Here is a 19,296-nt window from a genome sequence, read left to right as displayed (position 1 = left end):
AAACAGTCTTAAGCCAGTCTCATAGCAGTATTACGTCGCCACTCGCGTTAAACTGCGCGGGTTTTCATACCCCTATTTTCGGAGCTATCCATGTCCCGCGTCACACTAAGTCGTTACTTGATTGAGCAGACTCGCAGCAACAACACCCCTGCCGATCTGCGCTTCCTGATCGAAGTTGTGGCGCGCGCATGTAAGGAAATCAGTCACGCCGTCTCCAAAGGCGCGCTGGGCGGCGTACTGGGCAGCATGGGCACCGAAAACGTTCAGGGCGAAGTGCAGAAAAAACTCGATGTAATCTCCAACGAGATTCTGCTCGAAGCCAACGAGTGGGGCGGTCACCTGGCCGGCATGGCGTCCGAAGAAATGGACAATGCCTACCAGATCCCGGGCAAATACCCGAAGGGTGCCTACCTGCTGGTTTTCGACCCGCTGGACGGCTCGTCGAACATCGACATCAACGCACCGGTCGGCACCATCTTCTCGGTACTGCGCTGCCCGAACGAATACCTGAGCCAGAACGAAGCGCTGAATGAAAAGGCCTTCCTGCAGCCAGGCACCGAACAGGTCGCCGCCGGTTACGCCATCTATGGCCCGCAAACCATGCTGGTCCTGACCCTGGGCGATGGCGTGAAAGGCTTCACCCTGGACCGCGAGATGGGCAGCTTCGTGCTGACTCACGAAGACATCACCATCCCGGAGTCCACTCAGGAGTTCGCGGTCAACATGTCCAACCAGCGCCACTGGGAAGCCCCGGTACAGCGCTACGTGAGCGAGCTGCTGGCCGGTGAAGACGGTCCGCTGAAAAAGAACTACAACATGCGCTGGGTCGCGGCGATGGTGGCCGACGTGCACCGTATCCTGACCCGTGGCGGCCTGTTCATGTACCCGCGCGACAGCCGCGAGCCTTCCAAGCCGGGCAAACTGCGCCTGATGTACGAAGCCAACCCGATGTCCTTCCTGGTCGAACAGGCTGGCGGTGCGTCCACTGACGGCCATCAGCGCATTCTCGACATTCAGCCTGAAGGCCTGCACCAGCGCGTAGCGGTGTACCTGGGTTCCAAGGAAGAAGTCGAGCGCGCCACCGCGTATCACAAGGCGTAAGACGTCTTCTGCACCGCTGGTGATCGGGCCATGCTCGATCACCAGCGCGTGAGTCAATGCTCGGAAAAACGGGCAGCCCGCCCTTCGCCCAGCCCCTTCTGCGGGCCAACTGTCTGATCCACGGCATAAATCCTTGCGCCGTCCGGGAACCAGATTCCCTTTTTCTCTTCTAAGCTTGCGGTACTGCGCCAGCGCCAGACTGCACCGGCTTGCACTGCGACGCGACCCCCTTCCGTTCAGGAGCTACATCCATGTCCTTGCGTTCTGTCGCGTTAATCTCGTTCTGCGTCCTGCTGGCTGCCTGCAGCAAGATCACTCAGGAAAACTATTCCAAACTGTCCGCTGGTATGCCCAAGGCTCAAGTCGAGTCCTTGTTGGGCAGCCCGACGGAATGTTCCGGTGCGCTGGGCATGTCGAGCTGCACCTGGGGCGACCAGAACACCTTTATCAGCGTGCAGTACGCAGCGGACAAGGTTGTGCTGTTCTCGGGCCAGGGTCTGAAATAACACATGATCAAGGTACTGGTACGTTTTGGAATTTGTGTCATGGCCAGCTTCCTGGCCATCGGTTTTGCCCACTCGGCTGACAACCTCGAGCCAAAGACTGTCGACAGCGTCGACCTCAAGCAGTATCAGGGCACCTGGTACGAGATCGCCCGCCTGCCGATGTTCTTCCAGCGCAAGTGCGCTCAGTCCGAGGCACGCTATACGCTCAAGGACGACGGCAATATCGCGGTGACCAACCGCTGCCGCACGATTGAAGGCAAGTGGGAAGAAGCCACCGGGACCGCCTCGCCGCAGGTTCCGGGCAAGACCGACAAGCTGTGGGTCGTGTTCGACAACTGGTTCTCGCGCCTGCTGCCGAGCGTTGCCAAGGGTGATTACTGGATTCTGGACGTCAGCGAAGGCTACCGCACCGCGGTGGTCGGCAACCCGGATCGCAAATACCTGTGGCTGTTGTCGCGGACACCGACCGTGTCTGCCTCGGTCAGGGAAGACATGCTCAGCAAGGCCCGCCAGCAAGGCTACGACACCTCACGCCTGATCTGGCGCGAGGATGACTCGAAGATCGGCAAGGGCGAGAAGTAACCGAATCGGGATTCTGGCTAAGCCCGGCAGGAGCGAACTTGTTCGCGAAGACGGTCGTTCGAACGATAAATTTCAGAACGCTTTCCGGCCCCTTCGCGAACAAGTTCGCTCCTACGGGTATACGCGGCTTCCTGTAGGAGCGGACTTGTCCGCGAAGACGGTCGTTCGAACGATAAATTTCAGAACGCTTTTCGGCCCCTTCGCGAACAAGTTCGCTCCTACGGGTATACGCGGCTTCCTGTAGGAGCGGACTTGTCCACGAAGAGGGTGTTGCAGTCGATGTATTTTCTGCGTCAGGAATATGGCCTTCGCGAACAAGTTCGCTCCCACGGCCTTCGGCCAGAAGCAGAAGCGGACTCGTGGATAACGCCGAGTGCTCTGCGTCCTCCCTTGCATCAGCCCAGCAACTCCCTCAACACCTGCGCGAACTCGCGGTTGCTTTGTTCTTCTGCGGCGTGTCGCCCTTCACGTATGACCCATCGCCCGTTGACCGCTACGTCGCGGATCTGCCGATCGCTGCCGGCGAACAGCCAGCGGTTGAGGATGGCGTCGTCCGAGGCCGTGGCGATGTACGGGTCGTTGCCATCCAGCACCAGCCAGTCAGCGCGTTGACCCACTTGCAGCGTACCCATCTGCTGCCCCAATGCCTGTGCGCCACCAGCGAGTGCAGCGTCGTATAGCGTGCGGCCAACCATGGGCTGATCGCTGCGATACAGCCGGTTGCGGCGCTGATCGCGCAGACGCTGGCCGTATTCCAGCCAGCGCAGTTCTTCGACCACGCTGAGCGAGACGTGACTGTCCGAACCGATCCCCCAGCGACCGCCCTGAGCAATGTAGTCCACCGCCGGAAAGATCCCGTCGCCGAGGTTGGCTTCAGTGGTCAGGCATAACCCGGCCACCGCGCCGCTTTGTGCCATCAGGGCCACTTCATCCGCCTCGGCATGGGTCGCATGGACCAGGCACCAGCGGTTATCCACAGGCGCGTTTTCGTACAGCCATTGCAGCGGGCGTCGACCACTCCAGCTCAGGCAGTCATCGACTTCCTTCTGTTGCTCCGCGATATGAATATGCACCGGACACTGCCGGTCGCTGGCCGCCAGCACTTCACTGATCTGCTGCGGCGTCACCGCGCGCAATGAGTGGAAGCACAGCCCCAGCTGCTGCGCAGACTGAGCCGCCAGAACCGGACGCAGACGAGTCTGCAGATCCAGATAGCTGTCGGTGCTGTGGATAAAACGCCGCTGACCCTCGTTGGGAGCCTGCCCGCCAAAGCCGGAATGGCTGTACAGCACTGGCAGCAAGGTCAGGCCGATACCGACCGAACCGGCCGCCTGGCTGATCTGCAGCGCGAGCTCGGCAGGGTCGGCATAGGGCTTGCCATCGCTGTCCTGATGCACGTAATGAAATTCGGCAACCGAGGTGTAGCCGCCCTTGAGCATCTCGATGTACAGCTGACGAGCGATAACGCCCAGTTGCTGCGGGCTGATGCGCCCCACCAGGCGATACATCAGGTCGCGCCAGGTCCAGAAACTGTCGTTGGGGTTGCCCGCCACTTCCGCCAGCCCGGCCATTGCACGCTGGAACGCGTGGGAGTGCAGGTTCGGCATGCCAGGCAGCAAAGGCCCGTGAACCTTCTCGGCGCCCTGTTGATCGGCATTGGCCTCGACGCGGGTCAAAATACCGTCCTGACCGACCTCCAGACGCACATTGCTGGCCCAGCCGTCGGGGAGTAACGCGCGCTCGGCAAAGAAGGCTGACATTGACTTCACACCTCATCACTGTAATTTGTATATACATATACAGACGTTTGAGCGACCGGTAAACCGCCTGCAAGCTTGCCGAGCAGCAGGTTAATGGTTAGCGTGAGCGCTTTGCTGCGTCTGAATGCGCTCGAAAACACCGTCTCGAACAACAAGGACTCCCACGTGTCGACTCCGCCCGCCGCTTCTTCCCTGGCAGCCCAGATGGGCGAAAGTCCCGCACCCTTGTACGCCCGCGTGAAACAGATGATCGCTCTGCAGATCCAGAATGGCACCTGGCCGCCGCACCACCGTGTGCCGTCGGAAAGCGAACTGGTGACGCAACTGGGTTTCAGCCGCATGACCATAAACCGGGCACTGCGCGAGCTGACCGCCGAGGGCCTGCTGGTGCGCATGCAGGGCGTCGGCACCTTTGTCGCCGAGCCCAAGAGCCAGTCGGCGCTGTTCGAAGTGCACAACATTGCCGACGAGATCGCCGCGCGTGGCCATCGCCATACCTGCAAGGTCATGGTCCTCAAGGAGGAAGCCGCTGGCTCCGAGCGCGCCCTGGCGCTGGACATGCGCGAAGGCCAGCGGGTCTTCCACTCGTTGATCGTGCATTACGAGAACGACATCCCGGTGCAGATCGAGGACCGCTTCGTGAACGCCCAGGTCGCTCCGGACTACCTCCGGCAGGACTTTACCCTGCAGACGCCTTACGCCTACCTCTCGCAGGTTGCGCCGCTCACCGAAGGCGAGCATGTGGTCGAGGCGATTCTGGCCGAAGCCGATGAATGCAGGCTGTTGCAGATTGAGGCCGGAGAACCCTGCCTGCTGATTCGCCGCCGTACCTGGTCAGGCCGTCAGCCGGTCACCGCCGCGCGCCTGATCCACCCCGGCTCCCGCCATCGCCTGGAAGGACGCTTTACCAAATGAGCCAGACCCGTATTTTGCGCGCCGCCGACTATCCGCGCATGCCGTGGAAGAACGGCGGAGGCAGCACGGAAGAAATCGCTCGCGACGCCGGCCAGGAGCTGGACGGTTTCGGCTGGCGGCTGTCGATTGCCGACATCGAAACCTCGGGCGGCTTTTCGGTGTTCGCCGGTTATCAGCGCATCATCACCGTCCTGCAGGGCGCGGGCATGACGCTGGACGTGGATGGCCTCAGCAGTCGTCCGCTGCTGCCATCGGACCCGTTTGCATTCAGCGGTGACAGCCAGGTCGATTGCACCTTGCTGGACGGGCCGATTCGCGATTTCAACCTGATCTACGCCCCACACCGCTACACTGCACGCCTGCACTGGATAGACGTGCGTCACCCGCAACGCCTGTTCAGTTCAGCCAGCACCCTGGTGCTGTTCAGCATGGCCGAGCAAGTGGCGATCAGCGTCGACAGTCAGCCGTGGGAAATCCTCGGCAAACACGATTGCGCTCAGGTGGACAACGCTGGCGGTCTGCTGGAAGTCGAACTGCAATCGCCCCGCGCCAGCCGTTGCTGTCTGATCGAGCTCACCGCCACAGGCCAGTAAGCGCCTGTCTGCACACTTTATAAAACCTGCTTTTCGTTCAAGGACGACCATGACTCAAGTTCCGAACCGGGAAACGCCCAGAGGCATTGCCATCCTCGCCAGCTTCCTCGCCTCCGAATCAGCCGGCGGCATCGTGTTGATGGCCGCTGCGCTGGCGGCATTGATCGTTGCCAACTCGCCTCTGTCTGCCGGCTATTTCTCGATCCTGCACAGCGTCTGGCTGGGCCTGTCGGTCGAGCTGTGGATCAACGACGGGCTGATGGCGATCTTCTTCCTGATGGTCGGCCTAGAGATCAAACGTGAAGTCCTCGCCGGAGGCCTGGCGACCTGGGGGCAACGTGCCCTGCCCGGCTTTGCAGCGGCCGGCGGCATGCTGGTGCCTGCGCTGATCTACATCGCGATCAATTGGGGCAATCCGCAGACCCTGAGCGGCTGGGCGATCCCGGCAGCCACCGACATCGCCTTTGCCCTCGGCGTGCTGTCGCTGCTGGGCAATCGGGTGCCGACCTCGCTGAAGGTGTTTCTGGCCGCGCTGGCGATCCTCGACGATCTGGGCGCCGTGACGATCATCGCCTTCTTCTACAGCTCCGGTCTGAACCTGCCGATGCTGGCCGCCGCCTTCGTGACGCTGGCGGTGCTGATCGTCATGAATCGTTTGAACGTGCGCCGTCTGCTGCCTTATCTGCTGCTCGGTGCGCTGCTGTGGTTCTTCGTCCTGCAATCGGGTGTGCATGCCACGCTGGCCGGTGTCGCCCTGGCGCTGTGCATCCCGATGGGCAAGCCCGAGGAAGAAGCCCGCTCGCCACTGCTGTTCCTCGAAGAAAAGATGCACTACTGGGTGGCCTTCGCCGTGGTGCCGATCTTTGGTTTTGCCAATGCGGGCGTGTCGCTGGCCGGCATCACCCTGGGCAATCTGGTCGATCCTGTGCCGCTGGGCGTTGCGCTGGGACTGTTCGTGGGCAAGCAGATCGGCGTGTTTCTCGCCGCCGTGCTGGCCATCCGCGCCGGGCTGGCGGTATTGCCGGAGGGCAGCAACTGGGTGCAACTGTACGGCGTGGCTATTCTGTGCGGCATCGGTTTCACCATGAGCCTGTTCATCGGCAACCTGGCGTTCCCCGGCTCGCAACACCTGATCGACGAGGTGAAGGTCGGCGTACTGATCGGCTCGGGTCTGGCCGCAATTGCCGGAATTGTGCTGCTGCGCAGCCGTTTCAGTCGAGCCTGAAAAAATATTTTCAAATCACTGCATCCAGATGGGTTTCTCGCGGGTAGTACATTCAGCAGCCACTTCGAGTTGCTGAGCGCGGTTAAACCTTCTGGAGATTTCTGCATGAACGCAAAACGCTTGCTCTGCCTTGCTGGTACCACTCTGGCCTTCACTTGCCTGTCGTCTGTTGCCATGGCTCAGACCGACCTCCCCGAAAGCGTCCGTGTGCCGGCTGGCAACAAGGTCGGCATGCAAACCACCGGGGTGGGCGAGATCACCTACGAGTGCCGCGCCAAGGCCAACATGCCCAACGAAATGGAGTGGGCGTTCGTCGGCCCCAAAGCAGTGCTCAACGACAAGAGCGGCAAACAGGTCGGCACCTACTACGGCCCGCCCGCTACCTGGGAAGCCAAAGACGGTTCCAAAATAACCGGGACTCAAGTCGCTGTGGCCCCTTCGAGCGCTGGCAACCTGCCGTACCAGCTGGTCAAGGCCAACCCGGCCGAAGGCAAGGGCGCAATGACCGGCGTCACGTACATTCAGCGTGTAGCCCTGAAAGGCGGCGTCGCCCCGGCCAAAGCCTGCGCAGAGAGCAACAAGGGCGCGAAGGAAGTGGTCAAGTATCAGGCCGACTACCTGTTCTGGACCGCAAGCTGATAGCCATCACTTACCGGGTGACCGCTCAACAGTAAGCTATGCTGCTGGGCGGGAGCCTCGTGATGTCAACGAGGCAGTAGTCTTCCATCGATGGCGGATCATCTTGTCTTCGCACGAATCTCTCTTTGATTACGAAGCCACGTTGCAGGCCTGCGCTCGCGGTGAAAAGCAGGCCTTGCAGCGTCTCTATCAACAGGAAAGCGCCCGGTTGCTCGGCGTCGCTCAGCGCTTGGTGCGTGACCGCGCGCTGGCCGAAGACATCGTGCATGACGCGTTCCTGAAAATCTGGTCCCACGCGGCCAGCTTCGATGCCTCGCGTGGTTCGGCACGTGGCTGGATCTTCAGCGTGACCCGCCACCTGGCGCTCAACACGTTGCGCAACACGGCTCGCGAGGTGCATGTCGAAGACGACGGCAGTGAAGATCATCAGGAACAGGCGACACTGGAAGGCTGGCAGGAAATCGGCGATGCCTTCGACTGGCGGGTCAATCCAGGACGGATTACTTCATGCATGGAGCAACTGGAACCAGTAAGACGAAACTGTATTTTTCACGCTTACGTAGACGGTTATTCGCATCAGGAAATCGCGCAGAAAATTGGCGCGCCATTGGGTACGGTCAAAGCCTGGATCAAGCGCAGCCTGACGGCTTTGCGGGAGTGCATGGGATGACCCGGCCTTTAGACGACAACATTCACGAGCTGGCTGGCGAGTATGTACTCGGCACCCTCTCGGCGCAGAAGCGGCTCGACGTACAGCGTCGCCTGTCGCGCGAGCGCGACCTGCAGGCTGCCGTCGATGCCTGGGAGCAGCGTCTGCTGCCCCTGACCGAACTGGCCGAGCCGGTGATGCCCTCGCCTGGCCTGTGGGATCGCATCGAACGTAACCTGCTGGACATGACCGCGCCTGCCAATACGCCGCAACGACCGCGCGTGCGCTGGTGGGACAACCTGTCGATCTGGCGTGGCCTCGCCGGGGCAGGCCTGGCTGCTTCGCTGGTACTGGGCATGACGCTGCTGACCCGCGCACCGGCGCAGCCTGCCTACCTGGTGGTGCTGGTCGGGCCGCAGGACAAGGCTCCCGGCTGGGTCGTACAGGCCAGTAACTCGCAGGAAATACAGCTTATCCCGCTGGGCGTGTTCGAGGTTCCGACCGACAAGGCGCTGGAGTTCTGGACCAAGGGTGACGACTGGCAAGGCCCGGTTTCGCTTGGGCTGGTCAAGCCGGGAGAGAGCCTGCATGTGCCGCTGGATAAACTGCCGCCGCTGCAACCCAATCAGTTGTTCGAGCTGACGCTGGAGAAATCCACCGGCTCGCCAATCGGCAAACCCACCGGGCCGATTCAGTTCATCGGCCGGGCGGTGAAAGTGATCTGACGCGAAGGCAGCCTACTTGCGGCTGCAGTCGTCCTGCTGCAACAAGTTGGCCTGAGTCAGGTTGCAGTCTGCCGGTACGCTGCGCGTCAGCCAGACATTGCCGCCGATGGTAGAACCTTTACCGATGGTGATACGCCCCAGAATCGTCGCGCCAGCGTAGATCACCACGTCGTCTTCAACGATCGGATGGCGTGCATGGCCTTTCTGCAGCTGGCCATCCTCGTCCGACGGGAAGCGCTTGGCGCCCAGGGTCACGGCCTGATAGATCCGCACCCGCTCGCCGATGATCGCAGTTTCGCCAATCACCACGCCTGTCCCGTGATCGATAAAGAAGCTCGGGCCGATCTGCGCACCCGGATGAATATCGATACCGGTCGCGGAATGGGCGATCTCCGAGCTGATGCGCGCCAGCAACGGCAAACCGGCGCGATACAGATAATGCGCCAGACGATGGTGGATCACCGCCAGAATGCCGGGATAGCACAGCAGCACTTCATCGACACTGCGCGCCGCAGGGTCGCCGTGATAGGCGGCCAGCACGTCGGTGTCCAGCAACAGACGAATACCCGGCAGGGCCATGGCGAACCCCTGAATCAGCTCGAGCGCCCGCGCGTCGATGCTCTTCAGGTCACCACCCTGCTGATGGGCCACATAGCGCAATTCAAGCCGGGCCTGGGCCAGCAGCGCATTGAGCGCCACATCCAGCGTATGGCCGACATAGAAGTCCTCGCTTTCCTCGCGCAGGTCCACCGGGCCGAGGCGCATCGGGAACAGTGCGCCGCTCAAGGCTTCAAGAATCTCGCCCATGGCCGCACGCGAAGGCAGCTCACGTCCACCGTGCTCACCGCTCACTCGCCTGTTGCGAGCCCGCCAGTCTTCACGCGCGCCGCGCAACTGGCTGACGATGCGCTGCAACTGCCAGTGGCTGGAGCGGCCGTCGGCGGATGCTTCTGGAATATCGCTCACGCTTGACTCTCCTTGATGTGAAGGGTGGCGACCGACAGTTCGGGCCGCTGCTGTTGCCACTCTACGGCAAACATTCAGACGAAAAGAACAACAATTTCTGTCGGAATACGCGAAGAGAGCCGTGCGCACAGATAAGTTGCCGTGCGAGAAACGTCTGCCTATAGTCCGGTGACTCTTTACACGGCTTATCGACCACCATGATCAAACATCAGCTTGCCCGCTTCAATCGCCTGGACCTGATCAGCGCGCCAACGGCTCTGGAAAAGCTCGAACGCCTGTCGATCTGGGCAGACCGTGATATCTACATCAAGCGGGATGACACCACCACGCTGGCGCTGGGCGGCAACAAGGTGCGCAAACTCGAGTACCTGGCCGCCGATGCGTTGGCTCAGGGTGCCGACACACTGATCACCGCCGGGGCCATCCAGTCCAACCATGTCCGCCAGACCGCTGCACTGGCCGCGCGCCTGGGCCTTGGCTGTGTGGCGCTGCTGGAAAACCCTATCGGCACCGAAGACCCCAGTTACCTGAAAAACGGCAATCGCCTGCTGCTGGAGCTGTTCGATGCCAAGGTAGAGCTGGTGGAAAACCTCGACAACGCCGACGAGCAACTGCAAGCCCTGGCTGCACGCCTGCGTTCCAGCGGCAAAAAGCCTTATCTGGTGCCCATCGGTGGCTCAAGCCCGGTGGGGGCGCTGGGTTATGTGCGCGCCGGGCTGGAACTGGCCGAGCAGATCAAGCAGACCGGTATCGAGTTTGCGGCCGTGGTTCTGGCCTCTGGCAGTGCCGGCACGCACAGTGGTCTGGCGTTGGCACTGGCTCACGAACTGCGGCAATTGCCGGTCATCGGCGTGACCGTATCGCGCAGTGAAGAAGCACAACTGCCCAAGGTACAGGGCCTGGCCGAGCGCACCGCAGAGTTGCTCGGCGTTGCGCTGCCTGAGCACTTCAAGGTCGAACTGTGGGATGAGTATTTCGCGCCACGGTACGGCGAACCGAACGCCGGCACGCTGTCAGCTATCAAGCTGGTGGCCAGTCACGAAGGGCTGTTGCTCGACCCGGTCTACACCGGCAAGGCCATGTCCGGTCTGCTCGATGGCATCGGCCGTCAACGTTTCAACGACGGCCCGCTGATCTTCCTGCACACCGGCGGTGCGCCAGCGCTGTTTGCCTATCCGGATGCGTTCGACCAGTGACGTTCCGGCCCACGTGGCTGTTATGCCTTTCCAGAGGGGAAATAACTTTTTTTGTTATTTTTCCTCATAAGCAGATGGCTATATAGTCGCGCCCGGCAGACCACAACGCTTAACCTTACACCTGACGTAACTGCCTGAAAAAAAAGCTGAATAATCAGCACGAAGTTGCTTGAGTCGGGTCAGAAAATGGCCAGACACTTCCATACCAACAAGGGGCTCGCATGAACATTTCCGCTATTCGTCGTACGTTTCTTTTCTCGGCAATGGGCTTGATGCTCAGCGCCGGTATCGCCGGGCAAGCCATGGCTGGCGAGCAACTGCAGAAAATCAAGGACAGCGGTACGCTCAATGTCGGCCTGGAAGGTACTTACCCACCGTTCAGCTTTGTGGATGAGAGCGGCAAGCTCACCGGCTTCGAAGTCGAGTTTTCCGAAGCGCTGGCCAAGGAACTGGGTGTGAAGGCCAAGATCCAGCCGTCGAAATGGGATGGCATCCTGGCAGCTCTGGACTCCAAGCGTCTGGACGTGGTGATCAACCAGGTGACCATCTCCGACGAGCGCAAGAAGAAGTACGACTTCTCCGAACCCTACACCGTGTCCGGCATTCAGGCGCTGGTTCTGAAGAAGAACGAAGACGCGATCAAGTCCGCCAAAGACCTGACGGGTAAAAAGGTCGGTGTAGGTTTGGGCACCAACTACGAAGAATGGCTCAAGGCGAACGTTCCGGGTGCAATCGTCAAAACCTATGACGATGACCCGAGCAAGATCCAGGACCTGAGCGTAGGTCGTATCGATGCGATCCTCGTTGACCGTCTGGCCGCCCTGGAAATGGCTGCCAAGACCAAAGGCACCAGGAAAGAACTTGCGCCGGCAGGCGAAGCTTTCTCCCGCCAGGAATCGGGAATTGCCCTGCGTAAAGGCGAGCCTGAATTGCTGGCGGCCATCGACAAGGCAATCGACAAGATGCGTGCCGACGGTACGCTGAAGAAGTTGTCGGAAAAGTACTTCGACGCTGACGTCACCAAATGATTGAAGAGAGCCTTCAGCTCGCGCTGGACTCCGCGCCCTTCCTGCTCAAGGGCGCGTACTACACCGTCTTCCTCAGTATTGGCGGGATGTTTTTCGGTTTGCTGCTGGGCTTTGGCCTGGCATTGATGCGCCTGTCGCGCTTCAAGCTGGTGAACTGGATAGCACGCATCTACGTGTCGTTCTTTCGCGGCACGCCCTTGCTGGTGCAGCTGTTCGTGATTTATTACGGGCTGCCGGAGCTGGGTATCCAGCTCGAGCCGCTGAGCGCCGCACTGATCGGTTTTTCCCTGAACATGGCCGCCTATGCCTGCGAGATTCTGCGCGCAGCCATTGGCTCTGTGGAGCGTGGGCAGTGGGAAGCCGCTGCCAGTATCGGCATGACCCGCTGGCAGACCATGCGCCGTGCAATCCTCCCGCAGGCCGCACGCACCGCATTGCCGCCACTGGGCAACAGCTTCATCTCGCTGGTCAAAGACACGGCGCTGGCAGCCACTATCCAGGTGCCGGAGCTGTTCCGTCAGGCGCAGTTGATCACCGCACGCACCTTCGAAATTTTTACCATGTACCTGGCCGCTGCACTGATCTACTGGATCCTTGCCACGGCGCTTTCGCACCTGCAAAACAAGCTGGAAGCCAGGGTCAACCGGCACGATCTGGAGACCTGACACATGATAGTGGTTGAAAAACTCACCAAGGCATTCAAGGGCAATGAGGTGCTCAAGGGCATCGATCTGCGTATCGAAGCCGGGGAAGTGGTGGCCATCATCGGGCCCAGCGGCTCGGGCAAGACCACCCTGCTGCGCTGCCTGAATCTGCTGGAAACACCTGACAGTGGCAGGATCAAGGTCGGTGACATCGAGATTGATGGCACCCGTTCCATGAACCAGCAACAGGGGTTGATCCGCCAGTTGCGTCAGCAGGTCGGGTTCGTGTTTCAGAACTTCAATCTGTTTCCGCATCGCACCGCACTGGAAAACGTCATCGAAGGCCCGGTGGTGGTCAAGAAGATTGCCCGCGAAGCCGCCGAGGCGCTGGGCAGAAAGCTGCTCGCCAAGGTCGGCCTGAGCGGCAAGGAAGACGCTTACCCGCGACGCCTCTCCGGCGGGCAGCAACAGCGCGTGGCGATTGCGCGGGCGCTGGCGATGGAGCCGCAAGTGATCCTGTTCGACGAGCCGACCTCGGCCCTGGACCCGGAGCTGGTCGGCGAGGTGCTGACCACCATCCGGGCTCTGGCTGAAGAGAACCGCACCATGGTCATCGTCACTCACGAGATGAGCTTTGCCCGGGACGTCGCCAACCGAGTGATCTTCATCGACAAGGGGGTGATCGTGGAGCAAGGCGAAGCCAAAGCGCTGTTCGCCAACCCGAAAGAAGAACGCACAAGGCAGTTTCTCGAGCGTACCCGCTCCTGATCAGGACGATCAGCCTGCGCAAAAAAGCAGCGTGCATTCCGTGGCGCTGCTTTTTTCTTACATTTCCGGAAGGATTAATCGTTCAATATCCTTGCTGAATTCCCGCGTAATTTTCCGAAAAATCATCGAAATAATAAAATTAGCGTCCGTCCGTTTTGCGCCTGGATTCGTAGCCGGCTGCGCCGCTGTGTGCCCGTCTTGCCAGACTTTCCCTTCCGTGCGTTGTCCTGTCGGTTACGGCCTGCTGCCATTGATACTTTGTGGTAGGACGGTTGTTTAGTGAGGAGTCAACGGTTCCAAACATACAGCGTAGGAAGTCTCCGGTTTTCAAGTAAACAATCCTCAAATGCACTTCGCACATTGACAAGTGCCCGCAAAGCCCATTAGCTCACTGACGTCGCTCATTCCAGTGAGACCGCAAAGTTTCAAGCACGCATTTCATACCGTTTGTAATGTTTGCCATAACTTGGATATTTAAGGTACTTATCCCCCTGTCTGAACCGCACATTTTATTACTTGAACATGACAACTTATGACGAATCTTTACTTGAACTATTGATTATCAGGAGCACCCCCGACATGAGTCAAAACACTTGCAAAGCCAGCCCTATGAGCTTGCCGATCCCTGCTGTTCCGCTGGCCAGCCGACATGGCATAGGCGTGAGGAACGCCTCTCAACTCGTCGTTCATGTGGACCCCTACGGCAGCATGGAAGAAGGCGATCTGATCGAACTGTTTTGGGACGGCTGTTACGTCGCGTCAACAATTTTGAAGGCGTCTGACGTCGGCAAGCCTGTCGTCCTACGTGTGCCGGAAAGCTTTCTGCAGAATGGCAAGGCGAGAACCTACTACCGGGTCATGAAGATCGGCGGAGTGCCCGTCACCTCGCCCTGCCGCAAGCTATGGGTCAAGCTCAACGCACCGGGAGGGCAACTGGTCAGCGCCAATACGGAAGAAAATCAGGGGCTGGCGCCACTCTATGTGGCGCCATCGGTCATACGCCACGGCCTGTCGCGCAGACACCTGGAAGGCGGCTTGCCGATGACCATCGAGCCTTATCTGAACATGGCTGTTCACGACGAGATCACCATACGTTGGGGCGATCTGCGCATGGACCTGCTGCCGCTCACCGCCGACGATATCGGTGAGCCGGTCGATTTGGTTGTACCGCCTGAGTTGATACGCGAAGGCGGAGACGAGCAACGGCTGGAAGTGAGTTACTGTGTGATCGACCGGGTGGGCAACAACTCGCTCTGGGCACCACCCCGTATAATAAGGATCCAACCGCTGGGACATTGAATGCCTGAGGACGGCAAGTCGAATACACCGCTTCGCTAACGATACTGTTTGATAGACAGCACCGCACGGATCACTCTAAAAACGAAGCGTTATTCATTCACGCTCATTACCTGTATTAAACATTGGCCAGGCGTGTAAGAAAGTTCAACGTCGCTCAGGCATTCGTCGTGTTTCATCCGTACTTGGTTCTGCGCGGGCGCCTAACATCCTGCGTGACGCAAGGTGAGTACACGAACGGGCAGTGGCAATTGACAATAACTGTCTATGCTTATTCCAAAAAGCACGTTTTAAAAAATTTTATACACGCTTAGGGTATATACACCGGACCACCGGACATCGTGATGTTTTCCAGCCGCACCAGATGCGGCCTACTGCTACGAGGTTCCGATGGTCCCTTTCACAACTACCCCTGTGGATAAACCCAGGGTCGTATCGATTGACGGTGAGCGACGCGAGTCTGATCCGGCGCCGGTAACGCCCCACAGCGTCGAGGCTCCACAAGAGCCTGACGTTGCACCCCGCCTGCTGAAGGCCACCGTGTTGCAAAACGACGCGCAAGCCATTGCAGCAGCCCACGACCTGGCAGCGGCCGCGCAGGTCAATGCCGCCAATCGCGACAGACAACGCGCCTTGCCATGGGCTGAAATCGAGCAGTTCACCCGTAGCGGACTGGGCAGTATTTCCATCCCGCGCGCGTACGGCGGCCCGCAAGTGTCGTTCGTCACGGTGGCCGAAGTCTTCCGGATCATTTCTGCTGCCGACCCGGCACTGGGACAGATTCCGCAAAACCAGTTCGGCATTCTGCACCTGCTGCAGGGCAGCGCCACCGAGCAGCAGAAGAAAACGCTGTTCCAGAGCGTGCTGGACGGCTGGCGCATCGGCAACGCAGGCCCTGAGCGCGGCACCAAAAACACCCTGGAACTCAAGGCACGGATCACCGCCAATGGCGACCGCCTGAGCATCACCGGGCAGAAGTTCTATTCCACTGGTGCGCTGTTCGCGCACTGGGTTGCGGTCAAGGCGCTGGATGACCAGGGGCGGCAGATCATGGCCTTCGTCCAGCGTGGCACACCGGGCCTGCGCATCGTTGATGACTGGTCGGGCTTTGGTCAGCGCACTACCGCCAGCGGCACGGTGCTGCTCGACAACGTGCCGGTGGACGCCGCGCTGGTGGTCGATAACTGGCGCCTGTCGCTGACGCCGAACATTCAGGGCGCGGTTTCGCAGCTGATCCAGGCCGCGATCGACGCGGGTATCGCGCGCGGCGCCATCGACGACGCGATTGCCTTTGTACGCGAGAAATCCCGTCCGTGGATCGACGCCAACGTCGAGCGCGCCAGCGATGACCTCTACGTGATCGCCGACATCGGCAAGCTGAAACTCGAACTGCACGCGGCAGAAGCCCTGCTGCGCAAGGCGGGCCAGGAGCTCGACGAGATCAGCGCTGCACCTATCGATGAGCACTCGGCAGCCCGCGCCTCCATCGCGGTGGCGCGGGCCAAGGTACTGACCACCGAGATCTCGTTACTGGCCAGCGAGAAGCTGTTCGAACTGGCCGGCAGCCGCGCGACCCTGGCCGAGTTCAATCTCGACCGCCACTGGCGCAACGCGCGCGTCCACACCCTGCATGACCCGGTGCGCTGGAAATACCACGCGGTCGGCACCTGGCATTTGAACGGCACCCTGCCTGCTCGCCATTCCTGGATCTGAACCAGACCACTGGAGAACACCCTTCATGAGTTTCAACCCGAAAGCGCGCGTTAACGCAGCGCTGATCACCAGTGACGCTCAGGCCCTGCACGCAGCCCGCGAACTGGCCCTGCAATTGAAAACCGACAGCGCGCAACGCGATCGCGAACGCCGTTTGCCGCATGCCGAACTCGACCTGTTCAGCCAGTCCGGTCTGTGGGGCATCAGTGTGCCGCAAGCCTTCGGCGGCGCAGGTGTTTCCAATGTCACGCTGGCCAAGGTGATCCAGCTGATTTCCGAAGCCGATGGCTCGCTGGGCCAGATTCCACAAAACCATTTTTACGCCCTGGAAGTGCTGCGTGTGAACGGCAGTCCGCAACAACAGGCGCGCTTGTACGCCGAGGCACTGGCGGGCGTACGCTTCGGCAATGCGCTGGCCGAACTGGGCACCAGAACCGCACATGACCGCACCACTCGCCTGAGCCGCGACGGGGACGGGGACGGTTATCGCATCAACGGCCGCAAGTTCTACGCCACCGGCGCGCTGTACGCGCAACGTATTCCCACCTCGGTCGTTGACGACGAGGGTGTGCAGCAACTGGTGTTCGTGGCGCATGACAGCGAGGGGCTGAGCGTCATCGACGACTGGAGCGGTTTCGGGCAGCGCACCACCGGCAGTGGCTCGGTGGTGTTCGACAATGTGTATGTCAGCACCCGCGATGTCGTGCCATTCCAGAGCGCCTTCCAGCGCCCCACCACGGTCGGGCCGCTGGCGCAGATTCTCCACGCCGCGATCGACACCGGCATTGCCCGTGCTGCCTTCGAGGACGCCCTGACGTTCGTGCGGACACGTACCCGGCCATGGATCGATTCGGGCATCGAAAAGGCTGTGGACGACCCGCTGACGCTGCACAGCTTCGGCAGGTTGGGTATTCGCCTGCATGCCGCCGAAGCACTGCTCGAGCGCGCCGGTGAATTTCTGGATGTCGCTCAGGCCGACAGCAATGCCGAGACTGTCGCCGCCGCGTCGATCGCCGTGGCCGAAGCACGCGCCATCAGCACGGAGATTTCCCTGGCAGCCGGCAGCACACTGTTCGAACTGGCGGGCAGCCAATCGACGCTGGCTGAACACGGTCTGGATCGCCACTGGCGCAATGCGCGCGTTCATACGCTGCACGACCCGGTACGCTGGAAGTTTCACGCCATCGGCAATTACTACCTCAACGACACTCATCCTCCCTTGCGAGGGACGATCTGATGGCGCGTAAGAAAATCCTCCTCAACGCGTTCAACATGAACTGCATCGGCCATATCAACCATGGCCTGTGGACCCATCCACGGGACACCTCGACGCAATTCAACAGCCTGGAATACTGGACTGACCTGGCGAAACTGCTGGAACGCGGACTGTTCGACGGCCTGTTCATCGCCGACATCGTGGGCGTGTATGACGTCTATCAGAACTCGGTGGACGTCACTCTCAAGGAGGCGATCCAGTTGCCGGTCAACGATCCGCTGCTGCTGGTCTCGGCCATGGCCGGGGTCACCCAACATCTGGGCTTCGGCCTGACCGCCAACCTGACCTACGACGCGCCCTACCTGTTCGCCAGGCGCATGTCGACGCTGGATCACCTGAGCCGTGGCCGGGTGGGCTGGAACATCGTCACCGGCTACCTCGACAGCGCGGCGCGGGCCATGGGCCTCAGCGAGCAGAACGAGCATGACCGCCGTTACGATCAGGCCGACGAGTACCTGGAGGTGCTGTACAAGCTCTGGGAAGGCAGCTGGGAAGACGATGCCGTGATCAACGACCGCGAGCAACGCGTCTACGCCCAGCCGGGCAAGGTGCACAAGGTTCGGCACCAGGGCGAGTTCTATCAGGTCGAGGGTTATCACCTGTGCGAACCGTCGCCGCAACGCACGCCGGTGCTGTTTCAGGCCGGCAGTTCGGAGCGCGGCCTGCAGTTTGCCGGACAGAACGCCGAATGCGTGTTCATCAGCGGGCAGAACAAGGCAGCGACCCGCGAGCAGGTCGACAAGGTGCGCGCCAGTGCCGTGCAGGCTGGGCGCAATCCGGAGGACATCAAGGTGTTCATGGGCCTGAACGTGATCGTCGCGGCCACCGAAGCACTGGCTCGGGAGAAGCACGCCGAATACCGCCGCCATGCCAGCGCCGAAGCCGGCGTGGCGCACTTCGCAGCGTCTACAGGCATCGATTTTTCCCAGTACGAACTGGACGAGCCCATTCAGTACGTGAAAAACAACGCCATTCAATCGGCGACCAGGAACCTGAAAAACAACGACTGGACGCGCCAGAAACTGCTCGACCAGCACGCCTTGGGCGGCCGTTACATCACCTTGATCGGCTCGCCCGAACAGGTCGCCGACGAACTGGAGTCCTGGATCGACGAAACTGGCCTGGACGGCTTCAACCTGACCCGCATCGTCACCCCGGAAAGTTACGAGGACTTCATTGACCTGGTGATCCCGGAACTGCAAAGCCGCGGCTCATACAAAACCGCTTACGAAGACGGCACCTTGCGCAAAAAACTGTTTCCGCAAGGCACCGACCGTTTACCGCAACGGCATGCGGGGGCGGCACACCGACATATTTGATGACGACATGCGCCCCAACGCGGAAGCGCTTGGCGTTGTACACAGGTTTTTGTGGGAGCGAGCTTGCTCGCGAAAGCGATTGTCCAGATGCCCTGTTTTCTGTGTCTGCACTGGCCTCTTCGCGAGCAAGCTCGCTCCCACAGGACCGATGCGCTACCGGGGGCGGCACGCCGACATATTTGATGACGACATGCGCCCCAACGCTGAAGCGCTTGGCGTTGTACACAGGTTTTTGTGGGAGCGAGCTTGCTCGCGAAAGCGATTGTCCAGACGCCCTGTTTTCTGTGTCTGCACTGGCCTCTTCGCGAGCAAGCTCGCTCCCACAGGACCGATGTGCTACCTTACCTGAGCTCGGTGCATGCGCAGTTCAACGGTAATCGGGTGCTCGCCTCAGC

Annotated in this window: 19 protein-coding genes; 17 read left to right on the top strand and 2 right to left on the bottom strand. The window is 60.5% G+C overall.

The window, feature by feature from the left end:
• The first annotated feature begins 90 nt into the window (after positions 1–90).
• The 3 genes from P406_RS16820 to P406_RS16810 all read left to right on the top strand — a co-directional run bounded on the left by P406_RS16820 (position 91) and on the right by P406_RS16810 (position 2,189).
• Positions 91–1,101 (top strand): class 1 fructose-bisphosphatase, encoded by a 1,011-nt coding sequence (locus P406_RS16820; RefSeq protein WP_003341445.1) that lies wholly within the window; start codon positions 91–93, stop codon positions 1,099–1,101.
• Positions 1,102–1,352: 251 nt separating this feature from the next.
• Positions 1,353–1,607, top strand: a complete 255-nt coding sequence (gene bamE / locus P406_RS16815; RefSeq protein ID WP_003304592.1) for an outer membrane protein assembly factor BamE domain-containing protein — start codon at positions 1,353–1,355, stop codon at positions 1,605–1,607.
• 3 nt (positions 1,608–1,610) lie between these two features.
• Positions 1,611–2,189 carry a lipocalin family protein gene (locus tag P406_RS16810; protein ID WP_003304589.1) on the top strand — a complete coding sequence of 193 codons (579 nt, stop codon included), beginning with the start codon at positions 1,611–1,613 and terminating at the stop codon, positions 2,187–2,189.
• A 395-nt stretch (positions 2,190–2,584) separates the two neighbouring features.
• On the opposite strand, the gene P406_RS16805 is transcribed toward P406_RS16810, so the two are convergent.
• On the bottom strand, positions 2,585–3,949 hold the full coding sequence (locus tag P406_RS16805; protein ID WP_046236787.1) for a formimidoylglutamate deiminase: 1,365 nt from the start codon (positions 3,947–3,949) through the stop codon (positions 2,585–2,587).
• 204 nt (positions 3,950–4,153) lie between these two features.
• Between P406_RS16805 and hutC the strand changes: the two genes are divergently transcribed.
• The 6 genes from hutC (at position 4,154) to P406_RS16775 (ending at position 8,695) form a co-directional block, all read left to right on the top strand.
• Positions 4,154–4,864 (top strand): histidine utilization transcriptional repressor HutC, encoded by a 711-nt coding sequence (gene hutC / locus P406_RS16800; protein WP_161420743.1) that lies wholly within the window; start codon positions 4,154–4,156, stop codon positions 4,862–4,864.
• Positions 4,861–5,457 carry a HutD/Ves family protein gene (locus P406_RS16795; RefSeq protein WP_046236786.1) on the top strand — a complete coding sequence of 199 codons (597 nt, stop codon included), beginning with the start codon at positions 4,861–4,863 and terminating at the stop codon, positions 5,455–5,457. The genes hutC and P406_RS16795 overlap by 4 nt, the downstream gene beginning before the upstream one ends.
• A 49-nt stretch (positions 5,458–5,506) precedes the next feature.
• Positions 5,507–6,682, top strand: coding sequence for a Na+/H+ antiporter NhaA (gene nhaA, locus P406_RS16790; RefSeq protein WP_046236785.1), 1,176 nt, complete (start codon positions 5,507–5,509; stop codon positions 6,680–6,682).
• Positions 6,683–6,787: 105 nt separating this feature from the next.
• Entirely contained in the window at positions 6,788–7,321 is a 534-nt protein-coding gene (locus P406_RS16785) for a DUF3455 domain-containing protein (RefSeq protein ID WP_003365928.1), read from the top strand.
• Between the two features lie 103 nt (positions 7,322–7,424).
• Complete coding sequence (locus P406_RS16780; RefSeq protein WP_003341462.1) at positions 7,425–7,991, top strand: sigma-70 family RNA polymerase sigma factor; 567 nt, start codon at positions 7,425–7,427, stop codon at positions 7,989–7,991.
• On the top strand, positions 7,988–8,695 hold the full coding sequence (locus P406_RS16775; RefSeq protein ID WP_046236784.1) for an anti-sigma factor: 708 nt from the start codon (positions 7,988–7,990) through the stop codon (positions 8,693–8,695). Before P406_RS16780 ends, P406_RS16775 begins: the two co-directional genes overlap by 4 nt.
• Positions 8,696–8,707: 12 nt before the next feature.
• Here P406_RS16775 and epsC read toward each other — a convergent pair whose 3' ends face one another.
• Positions 8,708–9,661, bottom strand: coding sequence for a serine O-acetyltransferase EpsC (epsC, locus tag P406_RS16770; protein ID WP_003414200.1), 954 nt, complete (start codon positions 9,659–9,661; stop codon positions 8,708–8,710).
• 197 nt (positions 9,662–9,858) lie between these two features.
• Between epsC and P406_RS16765 the strand changes: the two genes are divergently transcribed.
• The 8 genes from P406_RS16765 (at position 9,859) to P406_RS16730 (ending at position 18,901) form a co-directional block, all read left to right on the top strand.
• A complete protein-coding gene (locus P406_RS16765; RefSeq protein ID WP_046236783.1) occupies positions 9,859–10,857 on the top strand; it encodes a D-cysteine desulfhydrase in 999 nt (332 codons plus the stop codon).
• Positions 10,858–11,078: 221 nt separating this feature from the next.
• Positions 11,079–11,885: a cystine ABC transporter substrate-binding protein gene (gene tcyJ / locus P406_RS16760; RefSeq protein WP_046236782.1), complete on the top strand. Its 807-nt coding sequence runs from the start codon at positions 11,079–11,081 to the stop codon at positions 11,883–11,885.
• The gene (gene tcyL, locus P406_RS16755; RefSeq protein WP_080343999.1) at positions 11,882–12,550 is read left to right on the top strand and encodes a cystine ABC transporter permease; all 669 of its coding nucleotides are present in this window, start codon (positions 11,882–11,884) and stop codon (positions 12,548–12,550) included. Before tcyJ ends, tcyL begins: the two co-directional genes overlap by 4 nt.
• A 3-nt stretch (positions 12,551–12,553) precedes the next feature.
• Positions 12,554–13,297 (top strand): L-cystine ABC transporter ATP-binding protein TcyN, encoded by a 744-nt coding sequence (gene tcyN / locus P406_RS16750; RefSeq protein WP_046236781.1) that lies wholly within the window; start codon positions 12,554–12,556, stop codon positions 13,295–13,297.
• A gap of 579 nt (positions 13,298–13,876) precedes the next feature.
• Entirely contained in the window at positions 13,877–14,596 is a 720-nt protein-coding gene (locus tag P406_RS16745) for a hypothetical protein (protein ID WP_046236780.1), read from the top strand.
• A 537-nt stretch (positions 14,597–15,133) separates the two neighbouring features.
• Positions 15,134–16,306, top strand: a complete 1,173-nt coding sequence (locus P406_RS16740; protein WP_235810399.1) for an SfnB family sulfur acquisition oxidoreductase — start codon at positions 15,134–15,136, stop codon at positions 16,304–16,306.
• A 25-nt stretch (positions 16,307–16,331) separates the two neighbouring features.
• A complete protein-coding gene (locus tag P406_RS16735) occupies positions 16,332–17,543 on the top strand; it encodes an SfnB family sulfur acquisition oxidoreductase (RefSeq protein WP_046236779.1) in 1,212 nt (403 codons plus the stop codon).
• Positions 17,543–18,901, top strand: a complete 1,359-nt coding sequence (locus P406_RS16730; RefSeq protein WP_046236778.1) for an LLM class flavin-dependent oxidoreductase — start codon at positions 17,543–17,545, stop codon at positions 18,899–18,901. Before P406_RS16735 ends, P406_RS16730 begins: the two co-directional genes overlap by 1 nt.
• The last annotated feature ends 395 nt before the right edge of the window (positions 18,902–19,296 follow it).

This window comes from Pseudomonas syringae pv. coryli str. NCPPB 4273 (assembly GCF_000972175.1).
In the GTDB taxonomy this organism is placed as follows: domain Bacteria; phylum Pseudomonadota; class Gammaproteobacteria; order Pseudomonadales; family Pseudomonadaceae; genus Aquipseudomonas; species Aquipseudomonas syringae.
The sequence above is the reverse complement of the archived record's forward strand: the minus strand, read 5'-3'. Positions and strand labels throughout refer to the sequence as shown.